Origin of the sequence: Pantoea sp. LS15, from assembly GCF_012241585.1 — a bacterium.
In the GTDB taxonomy this organism is placed as follows: Bacteria; Pseudomonadota; Gammaproteobacteria; order Enterobacterales; family Enterobacteriaceae; genus Enterobacter.
The window spans coordinates 1-338 of record NZ_JAAVXA010000040.1; the positions used below are offsets into that span (position 1 = coordinate 1).

1 tRNA gene is annotated in these 338 nt (G+C 46.4%); it reads right to left on the reverse strand.

What is annotated here, in order from left to right:
* Positions 1-198: 198 nt before the first annotated feature.
* Positions 199-274, reverse strand: a tRNA-Glu gene (locus HED65_RS22470).
* Positions 275-338 lie beyond the last annotated feature (64 nt).

The window sequence follows — 338 nt, forward strand, 5'->3', positions numbered from 1 at the left end:
GCTTAGTCGCTTAACCTCACAACCCGAAGATGTTTCACTTCTGATTGCGAAAATTTGAGAGACTCGAACACACCATTAAGATGTGTCGTTTCAATTTTCAGCTTGATCCAGATTTTTAAAGAGCAAATATCTCAAACATGACTCGCAAGTCAGTTTTGAGATATGACGGCAGGTGACTTTCACTCACGAACCAGCAAGTGGCGTCCCCTAGGGGATTCGAACCCCTGTTACCGCCGTGAAAGGGCGGTGTCCTGGGCCTCTAGACGAAGGGGACACTGAAGTCTCAATCGCAAGACGCCTTGCTATTTACTTTTCATCAGACAATCTGTGTGAGCACT